A 17,342-nucleotide genomic window follows, 5' to 3' on the forward strand; every position below is an offset into this window, starting at 1 on the left:
ACTATGGTACTCGCTACCCGGAACTGGATCATTCGTCAGCTGTCGCTTGGTGAATTTGCATCCCGTGGCGATGTCGTGCGGCATGCCTTCTGGATGTCCCTGAAGATCGCGGCCCTTGCCTATGGTCTCAACCTGGTCGCTCATTTCAACCTATACGCCTTCGACCTCCTGCCTTACGATCTGTTTCCCTCGCTGATCATTGCGACGGTGTTGACGCCGCCGGTCTCGTTTGTCGTGGCCATGGCCGCCTACAGCGTCGTCGGTTTCGCCGTCTACGATCTGGCCTTGTCGTCCCAGGAACTGTCGCGGCTGAGCCGCACCGATCCCCTTTCGGGACTGCTGAACCGCCGCGCCTTTCTCGACGCCTTCGAGACCCGCAGCAAGGATGTGGTCCTGGTGCTTTTCGACATCGACCGGTTCAAGACGATCAACGACACCTATGGCCATCTGGCAGGGGACGATGCGATCATCGCCGTCGGCAGAGCCATCAAAACCTCCTTCGGTCCGGAAGCGGTTTCGGCGCGAATCGGTGGTGAGGAGTTTGCCGTGCTGTGCGCCGACGACAGCCACGAGGCGCTTTTGCAGCGGGTAGAGGCGGCCCGTCATGCCGTCAGCGAGTGCCGTATCGTGTCCGGCACGCAGCAGTTCCGGGTCACCGTATCCGCCGGCATGGCCAATCCGGCCGGATTGCGCGGCTTTGCCGAGGTTTTCACCGAGGCTGACCGGGCCCTTTATCGGGCCAAGGCGGATGGCCGCGATCGTGTCGCCAGCTTCCTTGACCTTGATATGACCCTGGTCAGCGAGCCGCCGCAGCAGGCAGGCCAGATAACGGAAACGACTCCGTTTAGAAAATACGCCTGAGCTGGCTGCGCAGAAATAGATTGGCTTCTGCGAAGCGATTTCAACGGCTTAACAGCACATTTTCGCTTTTTGATTCCGGATCGCCCGCGCGGGGCTGTCAGCCGGTTAACCAAAGTAAACGCTTCGTTAACTATAATGTCGTCATATAGCGGCTAGCGAATGCCCCAGAGATTCTCCTCCGGTCAGTTTCGCGCAAGCGTTTCGTGGTTCTCTGCAGGTTATTTTTTTCCGAGGTCGTAAATGGGTAGCAAGCATGTCGCCGTCCTGATGGGCGGATTTTCCTCGGAACGGCCGGTCAGTCTGTCGTCGGGAACGGCATGCGCCGCGGCACTCGAAGGCGAGGGCTACCAGGTCAGCCGAATCGATGTCGGTCGCGATGTGGCTGAGGTGCTGGCCGCGTTAAAGCCGGATGTCGCCTTCAATGCGCTGCATGGCCCATTCGGCGAGGATGGCACCATCCAGGGCGTGCTGGAATATCTTGAAATTCCCTATACCCATTCGGGCGTGCTGGCCTCGGCTCTGGCCATGGACAAGGCGCAGGCCAAGATCGTTGCCAAGGATGCCGGTATCGCGGTGGCCCAAGCGCGGGTCATGCAGCGATTCGATATCGGCTCGGAGCATCCGCTTGCGCCTCCTTACGTCGTCAAGCCGGTCCGCGAAGGATCGAGCTTCGGCGTGGTGATCGTGCAGGAGGGGCAGTCCCATCCGCCACAGGTCATCGGTTCGTCCGATTGGCGCTATGGCGACCGGGTCATGGTGGAAAAATACGTGGCTGGCCGGGAGCTTACCTGCGGGGTCATGGGCGACACGGTTCTCGGCGTGACCGAGGTCGTGCCGCAGAGCGGCGCCTTCTATGACTATGACGCGAAATATGCCGCCGGCGGATCAAAGCATGTCCTTCCGGCGGAAATTTCACCAAATATTTACCAAAAAATACAAAGAATGGCACTAAGGGCGCATCAGGTGATCGGGTGCCGCGGCGTCAGTCGATCCGACTTCCGCTACGACGATCGCTTCTCCGAGGATGGCGAGCTTATCTGGCTGGAAATCAACACGCAGCCCGGCATGACTCCCACTTCGCTGGTGCCTGAAATGGCGGCGCATGCCGGCTATTCCTTTGGTGATTTTGTTCGTTGGATGGTGGAGGACGCGTCGTGTTTGCGTTGAGCGGCCGAAAAGCTCTGGGAAGTGGTCGTCGCGCCGTTATGGCTGCGGACGAAGACAGCTTCATTCTGCCGAGGCCGCTGCGTCGCGTCGTGCGATTCGTGATTGCGCTTTGCTCCGGCAAGGTCGCCGTGCCGGCTTATGCCGGCCGTATTTCCTTTGCGATTTATTGTTCCGCGGTCGGTGCCTACGGCGTCGTGGCCGGTGGTCATGGGCCGGCCTTCACCCAGGCGATGACATCGGCCGCCGGCTTTGCCATCGAGGATGTTCGGGTGTCCGGCAATGAGCACACCTCGGAAATCGATATCCTGCAGCTGCTCGGCCTGGATGGCGCGACATCGCTGGTGGCGCTCGACATCGACGAGGCGCGGCAGAAGCTGTCGAGCCTGGTCTGGGTCGAGGCTGCCGAAGTCCGCAAGATCTATCCGCGCACCATCGAGGTCGTTTTGAAAGAGCGTCAGGCCTATGGTATCTGGCAGCACGGAACCGAACTGTCGCTGATCGAGCGCAACGGCAGCGTCATTGCGCCGCTGCGCGACAACAAGTTTGCCGATCTGCCGCTGTTCGTCGGCCGCGATGCGGAAATTGCCGCTGCGGCCACCGAAGCGGAATTTGCCGGCTGGCCGGATATCGCCGCGCGCGTCAAGGCCTATGTGCGGGTCGCCGGTCGCCGCTGGGATCTGCATCTCGACAATGGCATCGTCGTCAAGCTGCCGGAAGAAAACGTCGAGTCGGCGCTGACGCTGCTGTCGAAGCTCGAAGCCGATCAGCAGGTTCTGTCGCGCGATATCGCCGCGATCGACCTCAGGCTCAGTGACCGTACCGCCATCCAGCTGACGCCGGAGGCAGCCCTTCGTCATCAGGCGGCGCTGGCCGAGCGCGGCAAACTCATCAAGAAGGCGGGTCAGCGCACATGAGCCTTTTTGGATCGTCCCATTTCGGTCTGCCCCGCCTGAAGCCGCTATCGTCGAAGCGGTCTCATGTCGTTTCCGTGCTGGATATCGGCTCGACCAAGGTCGTCTGCATGATCGGCCGGCTGACGCCTCGCAAGGAAAGCTCCGTTCTGCCGGGCCGCACCCACAATGTCGAGGTGATCGGCATCGGCCACCAGCGCTCGCGCGGCATGAAATCCGGCGTGATCGGCGACCTGGAAGCGGTCGAAAGCGTCGTCCGCCTGGCCGTCGATGCCGCCGAGCGCATGGCGGGCCTGACCGTCGAGAGCCTGATCGTCAATATTTCGGCCGGCCGGATCGGCAGCGACGTCTACACGGCGACCATCGATCTGGGTGGCCAGGAGGTCGAGACCGGTGACCTGAAGCGCGTGCTGACGGCTGCCAGTCAGCAGTCGCTGAGCCAGGACCGGGCCCTGCTGCATTCGCTGGCAACGGGCTTCTCGCTCGACGGCGAGCGCGGCATCCGCGATCCGCTCGGCATGTTCGGCGACGTGCTCGGCGTCGACATGCATGTGGTGACCGCCGAGCGGGCGGCGCTGAAGAATCTCGAACTGTGCATCAACCGTGCCCATCTGTCGGTCGAGGGCGTGGTGGCCACCCCTTACGCCAGCGGTCTCGCGGCGCTGGTCGACGACGAGGTCGAGCTTGGCTGTGCGGCCATCGATATGGGCGGCGGCACGACGACGATCTCGGTCTTTGCCGAGGGCAAGCTGATCCACACCGACGCGATCGGCATTGGCGGCCATCACGTCACCACCGACCTGGCGCGCGGCCTGTCGACCCGCATCGAGGATGCGGAGCGGCTGAAGGTCGTGCACGGTTCGGCCTTTTCCAACAGCGCCGACGAGCGTGATGTGATTTCGATCCCGCCGATCGGCGAGGACGACCGCGATCTGCCGACGCAGGTTCCCCGCGCCCTGGTGACGCGGATCATCCGCGCCCGCATCGAGGAAACGCTGGAAATGATTCGCGACCGCATCCACGCCTCGGGTTTCAGCCCGGTGGTCGGCAAGCGCGTCGTGCTGACGGGTGGCGCCAGCCAGTTGACCGGCCTGCCGGAAGCGGCCCGCCGCATTCTGGCCCGCAATGTTCGCATAGGTCGTCCGATGGGCGTCTCCGGACTGCCGGCGGCAGCCAAGGGACCGGCCTTTTCGACGGCGGTCGGGTTGATGATCTATCCGCAGGTGGCGGACCAGGAAATCAGCATCGGGCAGGGGGGCTTGTTCTCCCCGTTCGGAATGGCCAACAGCCGCGTCGCGCGGGTCGGCCAATGGCTGAAAGAGAGTTTTTGAGCATTCGCCAGTCCGCCCCCAAAAAGGCGGATCGGCGGGAGACACGAATTGAAGTGATATGGCCGGCGTGGCGATGCGGCCAGAGAAAGAAGGAACGGGTACAATGACGATCAAGCTGCAAAAGCCAGATATCACCGAGCTGAAGCCTCGGATCACGGTGTTCGGGGTTGGTGGTGGTGGCGGCAACGCCGTCAACAACATGATCACGGCCGGCCTCCAGGGCGTCGACTTCGTCGTCGCCAATACCGATGCCCAGGCCCTGACCATGACCAAGGCCGAACGGATCATCCAGCTCGGCGTCAACGTCACCGAAGGCCTCGGCGCCGGCTCGCAGCCGGAAGTCGGCCGGGCGGCGGCCGAAGAGTGCATCGATGAGATCATCGATCATCTCAACGGCACCCACATGTGCTTCGTCACCGCCGGCATGGGCGGCGGCACCGGCACGGGTGCTGCCCCCGTCGTTGCCCAGGCGGCCCGCAACAAGGGCATCCTGACCGTCGGCGTCGTCACCAAGCCGTTCCATTTCGAAGGCGCGCGCCGCATGCGCCTGGCGGAAGCCGGCATCGAGGAACTGCAGAAGTCCGTCGATACGCTGATCGTCATCCCGAACCAGAATCTCTTCCGCATTGCCAATGACAAGACGACTTTCGCCGACGCCTTTGCCATGGCCGACCAGGTGCTCTATTCGGGCGTTGCCTGCATCACCGACCTGATGGTCAAGGAAGGCCTGATCAACCTCGACTTCGCGGACGTTCGCTCCGTGATGCGCGAGATGGGTCGCGCCATGATGGGCACCGGTGAGGCATCCGGCCCAGGCCGTGCCATGCAGGCGGCAGAAGCAGCGATCGCCAACCCGCTGCTTGACGAAACCTCGATGAAGGGCGCGCAAGGCCTGCTGATCTCCATCACCGGCGGTCGCGACCTCACCCTGTTCGAAGTGGACGAAGCGGCAACCCGCATTCGCGAAGAAGTCGACCCGGATGCCAACATCATCCTCGGTGCCACCTTCGACGAAGCGCTGGAAGGCCTCATCCGCGTGTCGGTCGTCGCCACCGGCATCGACCGTGCGATGAATGCCCAAGCCAACAAGGCATTCGACGCCCGTCCGATCGCAAAGCCGATTGTCCGTCCCTCTGCGGCCGTTGCTCCGGCACCGGCCGCGATGCAGCCTGTCCAGCCGCAGGCACCCAAGGCCATCGACCCGATCGCCGACACCATCCGCTCGGCAGAAGCTGAAATGGAACGCGAACTGGAAATCGCCATTGCTCGCCAGGCCATGCAGTCGCAGCCGGTTCAGCCGGCTCCGGTCGAAGACTTCCGTCCGCAGAGCAAGCTGTTTGCCGGCGCGACCCCGATGGAAGCCCAGCCGGCTCCGCGCATGGCGGCCGCTCCGGCTCCCCAACCGCAGCCAGCGCCTGTGCCTGCGCCTGCGCCGGTCATGACCCGTCCGGCCGCTCCGGTCCAGCCGGCGCCGCAGCGTCAGGAGCCCGTGGCTCCGGTCGTGCGTCCGACGGTCGACAATGTCCGCATGCCGAAGGTGGAAGATTTCCCGCCGGTCGTGCAGGCCGAGATGGATCACCGGACCCATGGCACTGTGGCCGCCTCGAGCGAAGAACGCGGCCCGATGGGACTGCTGCGGCGAATCACCAATTCGCTTGGCCGTCATCAGGACGAAGAGGGCGTTGCCTCCGACATGACCGCTCCGCCGCCGGCTGCCGCCTCGCAGCAGCGCCGGGCACTGTCGCCGGAAGCCAGCCTCTACGCACCGCGTCGCGGCCAGCTCGACGACCAGGGCCGCCAGGTTCCGCAGTCGCGCACCAGCCACGAAGACGATCAGCTTGAAATCCCGGCATTCTTGCGCCGCCAGTCGAACTGATCACGCTCTCCAGAGGTTCTCTCGGCGCCCGGGCATCAGCTCGGGCGCCGCTGTTTTCAGGGCTTTGGTCGCGTCGTCAGATGCCGAGCCTTTTCAATCACCTGACGTCGTCACGGCCGGCACCTGACTTCGTAACAATCGGAAAGAAACATTGATTTGGATTGTTCCGCGACGATCCGTATATCCCAGACAGGGCAAGGGAAACCGGCTGCCGACTCTATGGCGCACAACGGCCGGGTTGACATCTTGATGAATACTCAGCGAGAGCGCAGCCGCTCCATCTCGGGCGGCTCCGGTTTTTGCTGACACTGCGGAAGGCGACACATTCATGGCAATCGGATTGCTCAGTTTTCAGACGACCATCGCGAACCCCGTGACGTTGACGGGGATCGGCGTGCATTCCGGCGTGCCTGTGACGATGAGCTTCCTGCCGGCCGAAGCCGGTACGGGCGTCGTCTTCAACCGTCTGCATCCCGATGGCAATGTCACCGAACTGAAGGCCGTGTCCTCGCAGGTCGGCAATACCGATCTCTGCACCGTGCTGGGCTTTTCGCCGGCCCATTCGATCGCCACCATCGAGCATGTCATGGCGGCGGTCTATTCGCTCGGCCTCGACAATCTGATCATTGAGGTCGACGGTGCCGAAGTGCCGATCATGGACGGCAGCTCGGGCTATTTCATTGATGCGATCGAGCAGGCCGGTATCCAGATCCTCGGCGTGAAGCGCCGCTACATCCGGGTGACCAAGCCGGTCCGGATCGAATCGGGTGCATCCTGGGCCGAGTTCCGCCCCTATGACGGCACGCGCTTCGAAGTGGAGATCGATTTCGATTGCCCGCTGATCGGCCGCCAGGCCTGGAACGGCGACCTGACGGCTGCAAGCTTCAAGCAGGAACTGTCGCGGGCCCGCACCTTCGGCTTCATGCGCGATGTCGAGCGGCTTTGGGCTGCCGGCTTTGCGCTCGGCTCGTCGCTGGAAAATTCCGTCGTCATTTCCGACGACAACAAGGTCATCAACATGGAAGGCCTGCGTTACGAGCAGGAATTCGCGCGCCACAAGACGCTGGACGCCATCGGCGACCTGGCGCTGGCCGGCGCGCAGTTCATCGGCTGCTACCGCTCCTATCGCGGCGGTCACAAGCTGAATGCCAATGCCCTGAAGGCGCTGCTCAGCGACAACGGCGCCTACGAAGTCGTCGAGGCGCCGGCTGCACGAGGCCCGCAGGCACGGGTCCGCGAATTCGTCGCCGTCAACGCACCGGGCTTTGCTCCCTGGTCGGCCTGATCGGCACGCGGCCGACGCGGTTTGCGACGACCTAGATCAAGGGCCGTGATCCTTTCCCGTCAAGGGTGGGGATCACGGCCTTATTTTTTTGCACGCACTGGCAGCTGCGGTTCGTCAACGGCTTTGCGCCGAGCGGCGCAAATAACTGAATTTACTTTCCGACGCGCCATAAAAATGCGTTAAATCGCCATCATTGCGTTGCTCTCAAGTGGCTTTTATGGCTAGAAACGCCAGTCGGAAGCGATGGCTTTTCTAGCGACGCTGCAATCGGGATCTGTCGAATGAGTGAAGTAGGGTCTGCAATGGTAAAGAATGCGGCGCGGATTTTGACCGTGTGTTTGTCGATCGCCGGCGCCGGTGCCCTGCTATCGTCCTGCCAGACCGACCCGGATATCGACATCACCAAGCTTGCCGCCGAAACCGATCCGCCGGAAGTGCTCTACAATCAGGGTCTTGCCAATATCAAGGCGGGCAAGATGGCAGAAGCCGGCCGCAAGTTCGATGCCGTCGATGCGCAGCATCCGTTCTCGGAATGGTCGCGCAAGGCACTGGTGATGAGCACCTTCGTCAAGTATCGGCTCGGCCGCTACGCGGAAGCCAATTCGACCGGCGCGCGCTATCTCAATCTCTATCCGAAGTCCGATGATGCGGCCTATGTGCAATATCTGGTCGGCCTGTCCAACTGGCGGCAGATCGCTTCGGTCACCCAGGACCAGAAGCAGTCGCAGCGCACCATCGAAGCGATGCAGAAGGTCGTCGACGAGTATCCCGACTCGCAATATGTCGAGGACGCTCAGGCGAAGATCCGCTTTGCCCGCGACCAGCTGGCCGGCAAGGAAATGCAGATCGGCCGCTACTACCTGGAGCGCAAGGAATATCTGGCCAGCATCTCGCGCTTCCGCGTCGTGGTCGAGCAATATCCCAATACGAACCAGGTCGAAGAGGCGCTGGCGCGTCTGGTCGAAGCCTATTTCGCCATGGGCATCGTTACCGAAGCCCAGACCGCTGCGGCGGTTCTCGGTCACAACTATCCTGACAGCCAGTGGTATGCCGACAGCTACAAGCTCCTGAAGAGCGGCGGCGTCGAGCCACGGGAGAATTCCGGCTCCTGGATTGCCAGAGCCGGCAAGAAGCTTCTTGTGGGTTCCTGATCCTCCTTCCTCTGCGCGAGATTTGAACGCCCATGCTGGTCCAGCTTTCGATCCGCGATATCGTCTTGATCGAGCGGCTGGACCTTGCCTTCGAGGCGGGGCTGTCTGTGCTGACCGGTGAAACCGGCGCCGGTAAATCCATTCTCCTCGACAGCCTGTCGCTGGCCCTTGGCGGGCGAGGCGATGGCTCGCTGGTGCGCCACGGCGAGGACAAGGGCCAGGTGACGGCCGTCTTCGACGTTCGGGCCGATCATGCGGCGCGATTGCTGCTTCGCGAAAACAGCATCGATGACGATGGCGACCTGATCTTCCGCCGTATGCAATCGGCCGATGGCCGGACCAAGGCCTATGTCAACGACCAGCCGGTCAGCGTGCAGTTGATGCGCCAGGCCGGCCAGATGCTGGTTGAGATCCACGGCCAGCACGACGACCGGGCGCTGGTCGATATCAATGCACACCGGATCCTGCTGGACGCCTTTGGCGGGCTGACGGACGAGGCGGCGACCGTCTCGCAGGCCTATCGGGCCTGGCGGGATGCCGAGCGGGTGCTGAAGGTGCACCGCGCCAAGGTCGAGGCAGCAGCCCGCGAGGCGGATTATCTCCGGGCCTCTGTCGAAGAGCTCGAGGCTCTGGCGCCGCGCGACGGCGAGGAGGACGAGCTTGCCGACCGTCGCGGGCAGATGCAGAAGTCGGAGCGCATTGCCGGCGATATTTCCGAGGCCTCGGAATTCCTCAACGGCAATTCGTCGCCGGTGCCGCTGATCGCCTCGCTGATGCGCCGGCTGGAGCGCAAGAGCCACGAGGCGCCGGGTCTGCTCGAAGAAACCGTGCAGCTGCTCGGCACGGCGCTCGACAGCCTGTCCAATGCCCAGATGGAAGTGGAAACGGCGCTGCGGCGCACCGAATTCGATCCGCGCGAGCTGGAGCGGGTCGAGGAACGGCTGTTTGCGCTGAGGGCTGCCGGCCGGAAATATTCCGTTCCGGTCACCCAGCTGCCGGCGCTGGCCGAAAAGATGGTGGTGGATCTGGCCGATCTCGATGCCGGCGAGGAGCGGCTTGGCCATCTGGACAAAGCCGTATCGGAGACCAAGCTGGTTTTCGATCGGCTGGCGCGGGCGCTGTCCGACAAGCGCCAGCATACGGCCACGGCCCTTGCCGATGCGGTGATGGAAGAATTGCCGGCGCTGAAGCTGGAGCGGGCCCGGTTCATGGTCGAGGTTGGTACCGATGCCGAGCAACCGACGGCCGACGGCATCGACACGATCGAATTCCATGTCCAGACCAATCCAGGCACGCGGCCGGGGCCGATCATGAAGGTGGCCTCGGGTGGCGAGCTGTCGCGTTTCCTGCTGGCGCTGAAAGTGGCGCTGGCGGATCGCGGCTCGGCGCCGACCCTGGTGTTCGACGAAATCGACACGGGCGTCGGCGGCGCCGTTGCCGACGCGATCGGCCAGCGGTTGAAGAAACTTTCGCGCCGCGTCCAGGTGCTGTCGGTGACCCATGCGCCGCAGGTTGCGGCCCGCGCCGAGACCCATCTGCTGATTTCCAAGGGTCCGGCGGGTGATGGGGACAAAATCGCCACCCGCGTCGCCACCATGCAGCCGGAGCATCGCACCGAAGAGATCGCCCGCATGCTGGCCGGTGCTTCGGTGACCGACGAGGCGCGGGCGGCGGCGGCCAAGCTGCTGGCTGGAGACCACTGAGCGACCGGGCCGGCATCACGATCCGCAGGACGGCCATGCTGGATCTTTTCGGGGGCTGATCGATGGAACAATGTCTAGGGCTGGCGCGTCCTACCGAGGGTCGAACACTGCCACGCCGCCACGGCTGGCGCAGGTTTGCCGCCGCCCATGCCGATCCTCTTTCCCCGGTGCGCAATGCTTGAGGTCTTCACGACATATTGGCCGCATATCCTTGCGGTCATTTCCACCGTCATGGGCACGGTCGCGGCGGTGCATGCGGCGATGACCAAGCGCGATGTGCGCTCCGCGGTCGGCTGGGTCGGCGTGATCATTCTCTCGCCGATCCTAGGCGCGCTGATCTATGCCATGGTGGGCATCAACCGCATCCGCCGTGCCTCGATCATGGCGCGCCGGGCACTGCGTCTCGGTCCGCTGCAGGACGTTCTCTCGCAATATGCCGTGGAGCCGGGCGATGTCGGGCGACGGTTCGGCGGGCGGATGGAGTCCCTGCGCACGCTGGGCGATTGGGTGGCCAAACACACGCTGACATCGGGAAATGTCGTGGTGCCGCTGGCGACCGGCGACGAGGCCTATGATGCGATGTGCCGGGCGATCGAGGCGGCCGAGCGCAGCATCATCCTGGAGACCTATATCTTCGACCGCGATGCGGTCGGCCTGCGGGTGGCCGATTGCCTGATTGCCGCAAGAGCCCGGGGCGTCGAGGTGCGCGTGCTGGTCGACGCAGTCGGGGCGCGCTACAGCGTGCCCAGTATCCTCGGCTATCTCGAGGATGGCGGCGTGGCGGTCAATGCCTTCAACGGCAAGGTCATCATGGGCCTGCGGCTGCCCTATGCCAATCTGCGCACCCATCGCAAGATCATTGTGGTGGACGGCCGGACGGCGTTCATCGGCGGCATGAACATCCGCGCTGCCTTTGCCGGCACGGATGCGGCGCGCGATACGCATTTCCGCCTGACAGGTCCTGTCGTGTCGGATCTGTTTTCGGTGGCGGCCGACGACTGGCATTTCGAAACCGGCGAGGTCCTGAAGGGCGAGGCCTGGCATATTTCAGTGGAGGATGCGGTTCCCGGCGAGCCGCCGTTGGTGCGCACGGTGGTGTCCGGCCCCGATACCAATCTGGAAACCAACCACAAGATGCTGCTGGGAGCCTTTTCCGTGGCCGAGCGGTCGATCCGCATCATGTCGCCCTATTTCCTGCCGGACAACGTCTTCCTCAGTGCCCTGTCGACGGCGGCGCGCCGTGGCGTGGCGGTCGATATCGTGGTGCCGGAGAAAAATAACCAGGCGATCGTCAACCATGCCATGAACGTGCAGTTCGAGCAGATCGTCAAGGACGGTTGCCGGATCTGGCGGGCGCCCGGCACCTTTGACCATTCCAAGCTTTTGGCGGTGGACGGGCAATGGGCCTTTGTCGGTTCGTCCAATCTCGATTCGCGCTCGCTGCGGCTCAATTTCGAGGTGGATATCGAGGTGTTCGACACGGCGTTGGCCGAGTTCATCGATAACCGGGTCGCGGTGGGAATTGAAAACGGCGAGCCGGTGACGCTGGAGCGCCTGCAGGCGCGGCCGTTCGTGCTGCGTCTGTTCGAACGGTTCCTGTGGCTCGCTTCGCCCTATCTATAGGCGATGCGCCTCAACGCGGCTTTCGCATAACGACAAGATGGAACGGTTGGCCTGCATGAAGAAGTCCCATCCCACCCTCGCCACCCAGATGATGGCCTCGCTTCGCAGCCGCGGGGAACGGCCGCTGCTGTCGGTGCGGGATGACAGTGACGGCGGGCTGCTGGTCGCGTCCTACAATGTGCACAAATGCGTCGGCACGGACGGTAAGTTCGATCCAGACCGCATCATCCAGGTCATTCGGGAGATTGGCCCTGATGTGATCGCGCTGCAGGAGGCCGACAAGCGGTTCGGCGAGCGCATGGGCCTGCTCGACCTGCCGCGCCTGCATCTGGAAACCGGACTGACGCGGGTGCCGGTGCTGAGCCAGCCGAAATCCCATGGATGGCGCGGCAATGTGCTTTTGTTCAAGGAGGGCGTGGTGCGCGATGTGCATCAGGTCGTGCTGCCGGGGCTTGAGCCGCGCGGCGCGCTGGTGGCGGAGATCGAGATGAAGGGCGGGGCGGAGTTGCGCGTCATTGCCGCCCATCTCGGCCTCTTGCGCTGGGCGCGGCGCCAGCAGGCCGACATGATCCTCGACCTGATGCGGGCACGATCGCAATGCCCGACCATCCTGATGGGCGATTTCAACGAATGGCGGCTGGGGCAGGGCTCGTCGCTGAGCCGGCTGGAGCCTGTCTTCGGACCCTTGCCGCCGGCGCTGCCCAGTTTTCCGGCCCGCCTGCCGGTGCTGTCGCTGGACCGCATCATGGCCAACCAGGCCGGGCTCATCACCGATATCTCGGTGCACGATACGCCGCTGGCGCGCACGGCATCGGACCATCTGCCGATCAAGGCGCGGCTTGATCTGACGCTCGGCAAACTTGTCTGAGGGTTTTGCGAAAGGCGTCTTCTCATGGCGCCGTTTTTCGCTAATACCTGCCAAGTCGCAATTCGGAGGTGGCCATGGCGTTTGAAACGATCGCAATCGAAGAGCTGAGCCAGGACCAGGCAAAGGCCGAGCTGGAACGTCTGGCGCGCGAAATCGCCCATCACGACGCGCTCTATCACGGCAAGGACCAGCCGGAGATCTCGGACGCCGACTACGATGCGCTGAAGCGGCGCAACGATGCGATCGAGGCGCGGTTCCCGGAGCTGCTGCGCACCGACAGCCCGTCGCAGCGGGTCGGCGCGGCACCGGCCGGCGTCTTCTCGCAGGTCACCCATGCGCGGCCGATGCTGTCGCTCGACAATACGTTTTCCGACGAGGACGTCGCCGATTTCGTTTCCGCGGTCTATCGTTTCCTCGGGCATCTTCCCGACGACAGCATTGCCTTTACCGCCGAACCGAAGATCGACGGCCTGTCGATGTCGCTGCGCTACGAGAACCGCCGGCTGGTGACGGCCGCGACCCGCGGCGACGGCACGACGGGCGAAAACGTCACCGCCAATATCCTGACCATTCCCGAAATTCCGACCGAGCTTCCCGCAGGTGCACCCGACATCGTCGAGGTGCGCGGCGAGGTCTATATGGCCCGTAGCGATTTCCTGGCGCTGAACGCGCTGATGGAGGCCGAGGGCCGGCAGACCTATGTCAATCCACGCAATACGGCCGCCGGCTCGCTGCGGCAGCTCGATCCGAAGGTGACCGCTAGCCGCAAGCTGAAATTCTTCGCCTATGCCTGGGGCGAGATGTCGGCAATGCCGGCCGATACCCAGATGGGCATGGTCGAGACGTTTGGAACATGGGGCTTTCCGGTCAATCCGCTGATGAAGCGGCTGGTCTCGGTGGCAGAGATCATCGAGCATTACCGCGAGATCGGCCTCAAGCGCGCCGATCTCGACTACGATATCGACGGTGTGGTCTACAAGGTCGACCGGCTCGACCTGCAGGCGCGGCTCGGCTTCCGCTCGCGCAGCCCACGCTGGGCCACAGCCCACAAGTTCCCGGCCGAGCAGGCCTTTACCACGGTGGAGGCGATCGACATCCAGGTGGGCCGCACCGGGGCGCTGACGCCCGTGGCGCGGCTGGAGCCGATCACCGTCGGCGGCGTGGTGGTGACCAACGCGACCTTGCACAATGCCGACTATATCGAGGGCATCGGCAATGGCGGCGAGCGCATCCGCGAGGAGGGGCATGACATCCGAGTTGGCGACACGGTCATCGTGCAGCGGGCCGGCGACGTCATTCCGCAGGTGCTTGATGTGGTTCTGGAGCGCCGGCCGGAGGGGGCAGTCAAATACGCGTTTCCGACCCAATGCCCGGTCTGCGGCAGCCATGCGGTGCGGGAGAAGAACGAGAAGACCGGCAAGCTCGATTCGGTGACGCGCTGCACGGGCGGCTTTGTCTGCTCGGCGCAGGCGAAAGAGCACATCAAGCATTTCGTGTCGCGCAATGCCTTCGACATCGAGGGGCTCGGTACCAAGCAGGTCGATTTCTTCTTCGACAGCGAAGATCCGTCGCTCTCCATTCGTACGGCGCCGGATATTTTCACGCTGAAGCGGCGGCAGGAGGCCTCGACGCTGACCAAGCTGGAAAATATCGACGGGTTCGGCCGGGTCAGCGTGCGCAAGCTGTTCGACGCCATCGATGCACGGCGCGATATCGCCCTGCACAGGCTGATCTTCGCACTCGGCATTCGTCATGTCGGCGAGACCACGGCCAAGCTGCTGGCGCGCTCCTATGGCTCCTATGCGGCCTTTGCGGAGGCCATGCAGGCGGCAGCGCCGAAATTCGGTGAGGCCTGGAACGAGCTGAACGCCATCGACGGCATCGGCGAGGTGGTGGCCGCCTCGATCGTCGAGTTCTTCAACGAACCGCGCAACATGGAAGTGGTGTCGCGCCTGCTCGACGAGGTGCGCCCGATCGATGCGGCGGCGCCGGTGACCAGCGGCAGTCCGGTTGCCGGCAAGACGGTGGTGTTCACCGGCAGCCTTGAAAAATTCACGCGCGACGAGGCAAAGGCGCGGGCCGAAAGCCTCGGGGCGAAGGTCGCAGGATCCGTGTCGAAGAAGACCGATTATGTCGTCGCCGGGGCCGATGCCGGTTCCAAGCTCGCCAAGGCGCGGGAGTTGGGTGTCACGGTGATGACCGAAGACGAATGGCTGGCGCTGATCGGCGGGTAAGCGTGGCAGCAATAGCCATCACGGATCGGTAAATCCCACCGGGCGGATCGTCACCTGTTTGCCGGTCGGGTCGGTCTGGAAAATCAACGCGCCGCCGGCCTTGGATTGTGAGGGGACGTAGTCGAAGGTCACTTCGGCTTCTTCGACGACCTCGCCATTGTCGGTGATTTCGCCATGCAGGACGACGGCGGCCGCGGTGGCGGTCGAGATGTTCTCGACCTCGAAGGTGACCCGGTGTCCGGTCGGGCCGCTGTCGGTGCCAAGCAGCGTCACGGACAGCTCCGGCGTCTCATCGGTGCGCGTGACGGCCTCGTAGCCGACCCAGCCGATGATGGCGAGGATCAGCACCAGCGACAGCATGCCGGCGACCCATTCGATCCAGTGGGGCTGGTCATATTCGGTGCTGTGGCCGCTTTTGACGGTGGTCATGGGTTGGGTCCCCTTTACAGGATCAGGCGGGCGGCGGCGGCGCCCAGGGCAGCGGGAAAGCCGAGCACGATCATCGAGATGATGATTTCCACCGAGGCGGTGTCGTTGATGCGCTCGAAGGTCCACAGCGCGTAGAGGCTGATCATTAGCGCAATGGCATAGCCGGGCAGGGTGAAGCGGATGAAGGCATGCCACCAGGGCGTCTCCGGCGACAGTTCATGGCCACCTTCAAATGACACCGCATAGACGAAGCCGTGCATCAGGCCGATCGACAGGACGAGGATGGCCAGCGCATGCCAGGGCGTCATCTTGTAGGCCAGCACGATCATCTCTTCGGTCGGGGCGACATTGAGCGACAGGAACAGGGCGCCGGCCGCCATCAGGAACAGTTCGCCGCCATAGCTGGTCTTGCGCTCCTGTTCCTCGTCATCCTCTTCGTCGTCCTCGTCCTCGTCCTCGTCATCCGCATCGCCGGCCAGCTGGCTGCGGCCGAGCATGGCGCCGATGCTGGCGGGAACGGCCTGCAGGGCGATCTTGCCGATCCACTCGCTGAGCGGCATGTCGCCCTTCAAGAGACCAAAGGCCAGGAGGATCACGGTGCTGGCGACGATGCCGATGCCATAGGCGACGATGGCATCGCGGATCGCTTCGCGCCAGGTCAGGGTCTTTTCAAAACCGATGCGGTGGGACAGCACGATCAGCAGGGGGATATTCAGCAGCATCAGCAGCAGCAGGCGTTCGCGGCTGATGTAGAAGCCGAGATACCACATTTCCATGGTCATCAGCATCGGCAGGGCAAACAGCAGGGCACCGGCCAGCCCGCGCGCCAGCCCCATCACAAAGCGATTGCGTTTAAGACGACGCGCGTCCTGCCTGGCTTCGACCGCTGAAATCATGATTGTTGCCGCTGCTCCCCGATGTGGGAGGGCAATCGCACACTAGAAAGCCCCTCTCTGGCCTGCCGGCCATCTCCCCCACAAGGGGGAGAAGACCCGGACGAACCCGCTCGCTTCTATCCATAGAGGGTGCGGCTGGGTTAAGCCCTCCCCCTTGTGGGGAGGGTTTGGGAGGGGACTGTCTTCAGATGCGATTGCCCTGCCCGATGTGGCGAGGTAATGCGGGCGAGGCGCAATTGTTCCATTCTAAAAAGGCAACCCAAAACCGCCCGCTAAACCGCGTCTGCGCTGCGTATGGTTGAGCGGACGACCAGCAGGCGCCCAAGACCCTGCCGGATCCTCAATTGCGTGTCGCGATAGCCGCCGCCGCTCCCCCCAAAGCGAGGGCCCCGATCCGGTTGGCCATGCGTGTGGCACGCGGGGTGCGCAAGAGATGCCGCGCCTTGTGTGCGAGGAAGGTCCAGCTCAGATCGATCGCCGCCAGCGTTGCCAGCGTCACGGCGGCGAGGATCGCCCATTCCTGTACCCCTGTCCTTGAAAGATCGATCAACGACGGCAGAAGGGCGAGGTAGAACACCATGATCTTGGGGTTGCCCAAGGTCAGCGCCATACCCGCACCGAACATCGACAATGGCGAGGTCCGCCGCGGAAGATCGTCAATGCCTTCGCCGACCGATTGGCGCCACATCTTGAAGGCCAGCCAGCAGAGATAGGCAATGCCGAGCCATTTCAGGACATGAAAGCCAAACTGGAAGGTTTGGGCCAGAGCGGTGAGGCCGGCCATCGCCATGGTCAGCCAGATCACTTCGCCGATCCACATGGCAGCCACGAAGGGGATTACGTCGCGCCATCCATTGGTGATCACACGCGATACCAGTGCGGCAATGCTCGGACCGGGTGTCCCTGCATTGAGCAGCAAAGCGCCTGCGAAGATGGCAATCGATAGCGGTTCCACGGACACCCTCGACGAGATCGGTTTTCAGACGGAAGCGTAGACAATGGGCAGG

The 17,342-nt window shown here is 63.5% G+C and carries 14 protein-coding genes; 11 read left to right on the forward strand and 3 right to left on the reverse strand.

Going from position 1 to position 17,342, the window contains the following annotated elements:
* The first annotated feature begins 3 nt into the window (after positions 1-3).
* The 11 genes from HGO38_RS00710 (at position 4) to ligA (ending at position 15,010) form a co-directional block, all read left to right on the forward strand.
* Positions 4-861, forward strand: a complete 858-nt coding sequence (locus HGO38_RS00710; RefSeq protein ID WP_250954003.1) for a GGDEF domain-containing protein — start codon at positions 4-6, stop codon at positions 859-861.
* 240 nt (positions 862-1,101) lie between these two features.
* Positions 1,102-2,028, forward strand: a complete 927-nt coding sequence (locus HGO38_RS00715) for a D-alanine--D-alanine ligase (RefSeq protein WP_250954004.1) — start codon at positions 1,102-1,104, stop codon at positions 2,026-2,028.
* Positions 2,016-2,942 carry a cell division protein FtsQ/DivIB gene (locus HGO38_RS00720; protein WP_502941477.1) on the forward strand — a complete coding sequence of 309 codons (927 nt, stop codon included), beginning with the start codon at positions 2,016-2,018 and terminating at the stop codon, positions 2,940-2,942. Before HGO38_RS00715 ends, HGO38_RS00720 begins: the two co-directional genes overlap by 13 nt.
* Entirely contained in the window at positions 2,939-4,270 is a 1,332-nt protein-coding gene (ftsA, locus tag HGO38_RS00725; RefSeq protein ID WP_250954006.1) for a cell division protein FtsA, read from the forward strand. Before HGO38_RS00720 ends, ftsA begins: the two co-directional genes overlap by 4 nt.
* A 103-nt stretch (positions 4,271-4,373) precedes the next feature.
* Positions 4,374-6,146 carry a cell division protein FtsZ gene (gene ftsZ, locus HGO38_RS00730; RefSeq protein WP_250954007.1) on the forward strand — a complete coding sequence of 591 codons (1,773 nt, stop codon included), beginning with the start codon at positions 4,374-4,376 and terminating at the stop codon, positions 6,144-6,146.
* A 328-nt stretch (positions 6,147-6,474) separates the two neighbouring features.
* A complete protein-coding gene (lpxC, locus tag HGO38_RS00735; protein ID WP_250954008.1) occupies positions 6,475-7,431 on the forward strand; it encodes a UDP-3-O-acyl-N-acetylglucosamine deacetylase in 957 nt (318 codons plus the stop codon).
* 281 nt (positions 7,432-7,712) lie between these two features.
* Positions 7,713-8,582, forward strand: a complete 870-nt coding sequence (locus tag HGO38_RS00740) for an outer membrane protein assembly factor BamD (protein WP_502941478.1) — start codon at positions 7,713-7,715, stop codon at positions 8,580-8,582.
* Between the two features lie 32 nt (positions 8,583-8,614).
* A complete protein-coding gene (gene recN / locus HGO38_RS00745) occupies positions 8,615-10,285 on the forward strand; it encodes a DNA repair protein RecN (RefSeq protein WP_250954010.1) in 1,671 nt (556 codons plus the stop codon).
* A 174-nt stretch (positions 10,286-10,459) separates the two neighbouring features.
* A complete protein-coding gene (locus tag HGO38_RS00750) occupies positions 10,460-11,908 on the forward strand; it encodes a phospholipase D-like domain-containing protein (protein WP_250954011.1) in 1,449 nt (482 codons plus the stop codon).
* Positions 11,909-11,963: 55 nt separating this feature from the next.
* A complete protein-coding gene (locus tag HGO38_RS00755) occupies positions 11,964-12,776 on the forward strand; it encodes an endonuclease/exonuclease/phosphatase family protein (RefSeq protein ID WP_250954012.1) in 813 nt (270 codons plus the stop codon).
* Between the two features lie 74 nt (positions 12,777-12,850).
* Positions 12,851-15,010: an NAD-dependent DNA ligase LigA gene (gene ligA, locus HGO38_RS00760; RefSeq protein WP_250954013.1), complete on the forward strand. Its 2,160-nt coding sequence runs from the start codon at positions 12,851-12,853 to the stop codon at positions 15,008-15,010.
* Between the two features lie 18 nt (positions 15,011-15,028).
* Here the strand turns inward: ligA and HGO38_RS00765 are convergent, their stop codons facing one another.
* From HGO38_RS00765 to HGO38_RS00775, 3 genes are all read right to left on the reverse strand, one after another.
* Complete coding sequence (locus tag HGO38_RS00765) at positions 15,029-15,439, reverse strand: TIGR02588 family protein (RefSeq protein ID WP_250954014.1); 411 nt, start codon at positions 15,437-15,439, stop codon at positions 15,029-15,031.
* 14 nt (positions 15,440-15,453) lie between these two features.
* Positions 15,454-16,335, reverse strand: a complete 882-nt coding sequence (locus HGO38_RS00770; RefSeq protein WP_250954015.1) for a TIGR02587 family membrane protein — start codon at positions 16,333-16,335, stop codon at positions 15,454-15,456.
* A gap of 340 nt (positions 16,336-16,675) precedes the next feature.
* Complete coding sequence (locus HGO38_RS00775; protein WP_250954016.1) at positions 16,676-17,290, reverse strand: LysE family translocator; 615 nt, start codon at positions 17,288-17,290, stop codon at positions 16,676-16,678.
* Between the last annotated feature and the right edge of the window lie 52 nt (positions 17,291-17,342).

It is taken from the genome of Rhizobium sp. CG5, assembly GCF_023701945.1.
Lineage (GTDB): Bacteria > Pseudomonadota > Alphaproteobacteria > Rhizobiales > Rhizobiaceae > Allorhizobium.